Below are 6,359 nucleotides of genomic sequence, written 5' to 3'. Positions count from 1 at the left end.
CCTCGTCTCCACCCGAGCATTGAATGAGGCTCCAACGCAAGTTGGGGCCTTTTTTCATATAGGCACACAAGGTCAAAGGCGGCACCATGATCCTCCTGGTCGACAAGATCGTGCGTTGAACGGGTGCCGCGTGCATGGTAGTATTTCACGTCGTAGTTCAAAACGTTGGAAGTTGTTCTTCAACCCTAACCGCGACAGCTACTTTATAAGGGCTCTTGGCGCAACGGTTAGCGCAGGGGACTCATAATCCCTGGGTTCTGGGTTCGAATCCCGGAGGGCCCACCACTATCTACCAGCGGTTTCTCTGATATTCAGTTAATCAGGGGAACCGCTTTCGTTTTAGCTTTCCCTTCTAGAATCCTCGTGTTTCTTCTGGCTATCCGCAACTATCCGCAACAGCCAAATGTATAAACACTGGCCGGTTTCTGCTCGATGACAACATTACCTGCCCGCAATTCAGTTTGTTTGTCCACCTCCATGCATCCGGGCCGGCTGCCCTCGACGCTGCCGCCGAAAGATTTTTCCGAAATTGTCCTTGCATCGGCGGGGGAGTTCCCGTATAGTATTTCTTCGCACGGGGGCGTAGCTCAGCTGGGAGAGCGCTTGACTGGCAGTCAAGAGGTCAGGGGTTCGATCCCCCTCGTCTCCACCCGAGCATTGAATGAGGCTCCAACGCAAGTTGGGGCCTTTTTTCATATAGGCACACAAGGTCAAAGGCGGCACCATGATCCTCCTGGTCGACAAGATCGAAAAAAGCTTCGGCGCGCGCGTCCTCTTTAGCGGCGCGTCCTTTCAGATCAACCCCGGCGAACGCTTTGCGCTCGTGGGACCCAACGGCGCCGGCAAAACCACCATGCTCAAAATCATCATGGGTATCGACAGCCCCGACGCCGGCCAGGTCCAGTACTCCAAGGACTGTCAGGTGGGCTACCTCGAGCAGGAAACCAACCTGGAGCACAAGGATACGACCATCCTCGCCGAGGTCATGGCCGCCGCCAAGGAAATCCGCCGCATGGGTGAGCGCGCCAACGAGCTGCAGGCCCAGATCACCGAGCTCTCTGAGCAGGGCAAGGACGTCGACGCGCTCCTTAACGAGTACGGCCAGGTCCAGGACCGCTTTGAGCACTTGGGCGGCTACGAGCTCGAAAGCAATGCCCGTAAGATCCTGTCCGGTCTGGGCTTTAAGGTCACCGACTTTGAGCGCCCGTGTTCCGAGTTCTCGGGCGGCTGGCAGATGCGCATCGCGCTGGCCAAGCTCTTCCTGCGTCATCCCGACCTGCTGCTTCTGGACGAGCCCACCAACCACCTGGACCTCGAAAGCGTCCAGTGGTTGCGCGGCTTTATCGCCAACTACGACGGCGCCGTGCTCATCGTCAGCCACGACCGCGCCTTTATGGACGCCTGCGTCGACCACGTCGCCGCGCTCGAGAACCGCCGCGTGACCACCTACACCGGCAATTACAGCAGCTACCTCAAGCAGCGCGAGGACAACCTGGAGCAGATGCGCGCCAAGCGTGCCGCCCAGGAGCGCGACATCGCCCACATGCAGGTCTTCGTCGACAAGTTCCGCTACAAGCCCACCAAGGCCGCCCAGGCGCAGGAGCGCATCCGCAAGATCGAGCAGATCAAAAAGGAGCTCGTCATCCTGCCCGAGGGCCACAAGCACATCGACTTTAAGTTCCCCGACCCGCCGCGCTCGGGCGACATGGTCGTGGGCCTGGAGGGCGTGTCCAAGTCCTACGGCAACAAGCACATCTATAGCGATATCGACCTCAAGCTCTATCGCGGCGAGCACGTGGCGCTCGTCGGCCCCAACGGCGCCGGCAAGTCCACCCTCATGAAGATCATCGCCGGCCTGGAGCCGCCCACTACCGGCACGCGCGACCTCGGTACCAACGTGGGCGTGGCCTATTACGCCCAGCACGCGCTCGAAGGCATGACCGAGTCCAACACCGTCCTGCAAGAAATCGACACCGTTACGCCCAAGTGGACCGTGCCGCAGCAGCGCAGCCTGCTGGGCGCCTTCCTGTTTAGCGACAACGATTCTATCGAAAAGCAGGTCCGCGTTCTTTCCGGCGGCGAAAAGGCGCGTCTGGCCCTGGCTAAGATGCTCGTGGCCCCCGAGGCACTTCTGTGCCTGGACGAGCCCACCAACCACTTGGACATCGACTCGGTGGACATGCTCGAGAACGCCCTGCAAAACTTCCCCGGCACCATTGTTCTGATCAGTCACGACGAGCACCTGGTGCGAGCCGTGGCCAACCGCGTAATCGATATCCGCGATGGCAAGGTCACGGTCTATGACGGCGACTACGACTACTACCTCTACAAGCGCGAGGACCTCGCAGCCCGCGCCGCCGCCGAGGCGGCAGGGGAGAGCACGCCTTCCGCGACCAAGCCCACCAAAGCCAGCGCCGCCCAGGCCGATACCCCCGCAGCAGCGCCTAAGCCGGCCGAGGGCAAAAAGACCAAGGAGCAAAAGCGTGCCGAGGCCCAGGCCCGCGCCGCGCTCAACAAAAAGCTCAAGGGCGTGCGCAACCAGCTCAAGAAGATCGAGGCCGAGCTGGACAAAAAGCGCGCCCGCTATGACGAGCTTATGGAATTGATGGCGAGCGAAGAGCTTTATGCCGATCAGGATAAGTTCAACGCCGCGCTGGGGGAATATAACGGGCTTAAGCAAGAGCTGCCCAAGCTCGAGGACGAATGGCTGGAGCTTTCCACCCAAATCGAAGAGGAGACCGCGCGTGAACTCTCGTAAGGCCGCTGCCGTGGCGATGAGCATCATCGCCATCGCGTGCCGCATCTGCGGCATCTTTATGAGCGTGATGACCGTGCTGCTGTGCTTTAGCGGCCTTACCGCCAAGCTGCAGATTGTGGGCTTTGTCGTTGAGCTTTCGCGCGCGCTGCCGAGCGCCATCGCCGGCTACGGCGTCATCACATCGCCCTTTGGCGGTGTGTTCCGCCTGGATTACGCCATCGTGGCCGTCATCCTGTTTGTGGCCGACTACCTGCTCACGCGCGCCTCGCGCCGCGTCCGCTAGGGGAGTGCCATGTCCAGTAGCTACCTCATGAACCTGCTCGCGAGCGCCGTCGCCGTCATCGTGGGCATCGTGATCCACGAGAGCGCGCACGCCGCCGCGGCCTGGGCGCTCGGCGACAAAACGGCCCGTTCGCGCGGCCGCGTCTCGCTCAACCCGCTCAACCATATCGACCCGTTTGGCACCATCATCCTACCGCTGCTCATGCTCGCCGCCGGCGGCCCGGTGTTCGCCTTCGCCAAGCCCGTGCCGGTCTACCTCAAGCACCCCAAGCGCGACGAGGTCTTGGTGAGCGCGGCAGGCCCCGCATCGAACATCGCACTGGCGTGCCTTGCGGCCGCCATCATGCACGCAGCATACGGCAACCTCTACACCAGTATGTCCTTTGCCGTAGCGTCCCAAATCATGAACTTCGGCGCCACCTTTATCGTGGTCAACCTGTCGCTTGCGTTCTTTAACCTCATCCCGATTCCGCCGCTTGACGGCTCGTCTATCATCGTGCCGTTTCTCAAAGGCAAGGCGCTCACCAATTACTACCAACTGCAGCAATACGCCATGCCGATTCTTATCATCGTGCTGTATCTGCTGCCCATGTGGACCGGCATCGATGTGATCGGCCGCTATTTCGACGTTACCGTGTATCCGCTCGCTGGGCAGCTGCTTAACTTCGCAATCGCCGGCATCTAAGGTAAACTTACAGGTCGACCGTGCAAAACGGTCGCAACATGCACCCAAACCGCGCCGCGAAGGCGCCGTCAAAGGAGGTCGAAGATGTCGTATCGCGTGTCGACGCAGGTCTACAGCGGACCGTTCGACCTGCTGCTGCAGCTGGTAACCCGCCAAAAAGTTGATATCGGCGCCATCTCTATCAGCGAGGTGGCCGAGCAGTACCTGGCCGAGGTCGAGCGTATTGAGGCGCTGGACCTGGACGTGGCGAGCGACTTTTTGCTGGTTGCGGCAACCCTTTTGGACATCAAGGCCGCCTCGCTGGTGCCCCAGGAGGCCCCGCACAAAGCCGACGACGATGACGAGATTGACGAAGACCTCGAAGAGCTCAGCGCACTCGACGGCGACGCCCTGCGCGAGGTCCTGATCCAGCGCCTGATCGCCTACAAGCAGTTTAAGGGCGCGGCGGCGGCCCTTGGCGCGCGCATGCAGGCCGAAAGCCGCATGCATCCGCGTGTGGCCGGCCCCGATCCCGAGTTTTTGGGCCTTATGCCCGACTACCTGGCCGGCATTACCCTGCGCGGCCTCGCCGTCATCTGCGCCGACCTGGACGGCAAGCGCCAGACCTTCCTGCTGGAGGCCGAGCACGTGGCTCCGCATCGCGTGCCGCTCGACCTGACGGTGGCCTCGGTCGACCGCTTTACCATGGCACACCAAACTTGCACCTTCCGCGAGCTGCTGGACGGCGACGCCACCACCGAGCAGCTCGTCGTCACCTTCCTGGCCATGCTGGAGCTCGCCAAGCGAGGCTCGCTCACCCTGAGCCAGGACGAGATCTTTGGAACCATCCGCATCAACCGCGTCGAGGGCGCCGAGGCCTACGTGCCCGGCGAGGGCCCCGAGCTCACCGAATAGGAGCGGCAACTATGTCAACCCTTTCTACGCTAGAGGCAAACAGCCTCAAGGGCGCCCTCGAGGCGCTGTTGCTGGTTTCGAGCGATCCCGTCAGTGCGCCCGCGCTGGCAGATGCGCTGGATATCGCCCCGGGCGAGTGTGCGTCACTTTTGGCCGAGCTCAAAGTTGAGTACGAGGAGGCCAATCGCGGCTTTCAGCTGCGCGAGGTCGCCGGCGGCTGGCGCCTGTTTACGCATCCTGCCTACCACGATGTGGTCGAGTCCTATGTGCTGAGCTGGGATACGCAAAAGCTGTCGCAGGCGGCACTCGAGACTCTTGCTGTGATCGCCTACCACCAGCCCGTTACGCGCGAGGTGGTCAAGGGCATCCGCGGCGTCAACTCCGACGGCGTCATCGCGTCGCTCGTTGACAAGGGTCTGGTGCGCGAGCTCGGTCGCGACCCCCAGCGCGGTCAGGCCATCATTTACGGCACGACCAACGCCTTTTTGGAGAAGTTCGGTCTGCGGTCCACCCGCGACCTTCCCGATCTGGAGCAGTTTGCCCCCGACGAGCAGTCGCGCCAATTTATCCGCGAGCGCCTGAGCGGCCGCAGCATTCAGTCTACGCTCGAGGAGCAGGTCGAGGACCTAGACGAAGAGCGCGAGCTGCTGGATACCGATGTTGAGGATGTCGAGGCAGTCGGTGGCGAGGAAACACTTGCCACCGACGATGCTGCGGAGGATACGCATGACGAGGACTAACGAGGCAGGGGAGACGCGTACCGCTGGCGCCACGGGCGCGCCCGCGATCGACCCCCAGCCCGTCTACCCGCACACCATGCGCCTGCAGCGCTTTTTGGCGCGCGCGGGCGTGGCGAGCCGCCGCGGCTCGGAGGACCTGATGACCGCCGGCCGCGTGACTGTCAACGGCCAGGTCGCGACCGAACTGGGCACCAAGGTCGATGTGGACCGCGACCATATCGAGGTTGACGGCATGCCCGTCAAGCTCAACCAGGGCGCCGTGTACCTGATGCTCTACAAGCCGACCGGCTATCTCACCACCATGAGCGATCCGCAGGAGCGCCCCTGCGTGGCCGACCTTGTCCCGCGCGACCGTTTTCCGGGGCTCTTCCCGGTGGGCCGCCTGGACCGCGACACCACGGGCCTTTTGCTCTTTACCACCGACGGTGACCTGTCGCAGGACCTGCTGCACCCCAGCAAGCACGTCTACAAGACCTATCAGGCGCTCGTGGACGGCCACCTGACCGATCGCGACTTGGAACCGCTGCGCCGCGGCATCGAGCTCGACGACGGCCTGTGCCAGCCGGCGATCTGCCGCGTCATTACCGCGCGCGAGGCCGAGGCGGTGGCTCCGCAGGGTGTGAAGCCCGGCACAACCGCCGTGGAGGTCATCATCCGCGAGGGGCGCAAGAACCAGGTCAAGCGCATGCTGAGCAAGATCCACCACCCGGTGATCCGCCTGCACCGCTGCAACTTTGCCGGCCTGGAGCTCAAGGACGTAGCCAAGGGCTCGTGGCGCGAGCTCACCGACCGCGAGGTGCAGATCCTCAAGGCCGGCGGCATCCCGCCCAAGCAGGCCAGCTCCAAGCGCGGCGCTGCGCCGGCGACCAACACCGCGACCCGCACGCGCCATCACGGCAGCCACGGCTCCGCGCCCAAGCGCAACACCTACCGCGAGCGCTACACGGGCTAGCCAGTCCGCCAAGCCGCAGCGCCCGCGTCCCATACCAGCACGTCAACC

Annotated in this window: 6 protein-coding genes and 2 tRNA genes; all 8 read left to right on the top strand. The window is 62.9% G+C overall.

Annotated features, from left to right (window positions below; all coding sequences use genetic code 11):
- Positions 1–209: 209 nt before the first annotated feature.
- The 8 genes from ACTQXM_RS01725 (at position 210) to ACTQXM_RS01690 (ending at position 6,311) form a co-directional block, all read left to right on the top strand.
- A tRNA-Ile gene (locus ACTQXM_RS01725) sits at positions 210–285 on the top strand.
- Between the two features lie 291 nt (positions 286–576).
- Positions 577–649 (top strand) — tRNA-Ala (locus ACTQXM_RS01720).
- Between the two features lie 75 nt (positions 650–724).
- Positions 725–2,758 (top strand): ABC-F family ATP-binding cassette domain-containing protein, encoded by a 2,034-nt coding sequence (locus ACTQXM_RS01715; RefSeq protein ID WP_441537365.1) that lies wholly within the window; start codon positions 725–727, stop codon positions 2,756–2,758.
- Positions 2,745–3,041 carry a hypothetical protein gene (locus ACTQXM_RS01710; protein WP_441537366.1) on the top strand — a complete coding sequence of 99 codons (297 nt, stop codon included), beginning with the start codon at positions 2,745–2,747 and terminating at the stop codon, positions 3,039–3,041. The genes ACTQXM_RS01715 and ACTQXM_RS01710 overlap by 14 nt, the downstream gene beginning before the upstream one ends.
- A 9-nt stretch (positions 3,042–3,050) precedes the next feature.
- Positions 3,051–3,725, top strand: coding sequence for a site-2 protease family protein (locus tag ACTQXM_RS01705; protein ID WP_441537367.1), 675 nt, complete (start codon positions 3,051–3,053; stop codon positions 3,723–3,725).
- An 84-nt stretch (positions 3,726–3,809) separates the two neighbouring features.
- Positions 3,810–4,619 (top strand): segregation and condensation protein A, encoded by an 810-nt coding sequence (locus ACTQXM_RS01700; RefSeq protein WP_441537368.1) that lies wholly within the window; start codon positions 3,810–3,812, stop codon positions 4,617–4,619.
- Positions 4,620–4,630: 11 nt separating this feature from the next.
- Entirely contained in the window at positions 4,631–5,359 is a 729-nt protein-coding gene (gene scpB / locus ACTQXM_RS01695; protein ID WP_441055625.1) for an SMC-Scp complex subunit ScpB, read from the top strand.
- Positions 5,346–6,311 (top strand): pseudouridine synthase, encoded by a 966-nt coding sequence (locus tag ACTQXM_RS01690; protein ID WP_441537369.1) that lies wholly within the window; start codon positions 5,346–5,348, stop codon positions 6,309–6,311. The genes scpB and ACTQXM_RS01690 overlap by 14 nt, the downstream gene beginning before the upstream one ends.
- Positions 6,312–6,359 lie beyond the last annotated feature (48 nt).

Origin of the sequence: Collinsella sp. LCP19S3_D3 (genome assembly GCF_052121455.1) — a bacterium.
Lineage (GTDB): Bacteria > Actinomycetota > Coriobacteriia > Coriobacteriales > Coriobacteriaceae > Collinsella.
Note: the sequence above shows the minus strand (reverse complement) of the source record. Positions and strands in the feature narration are given on the sequence as shown.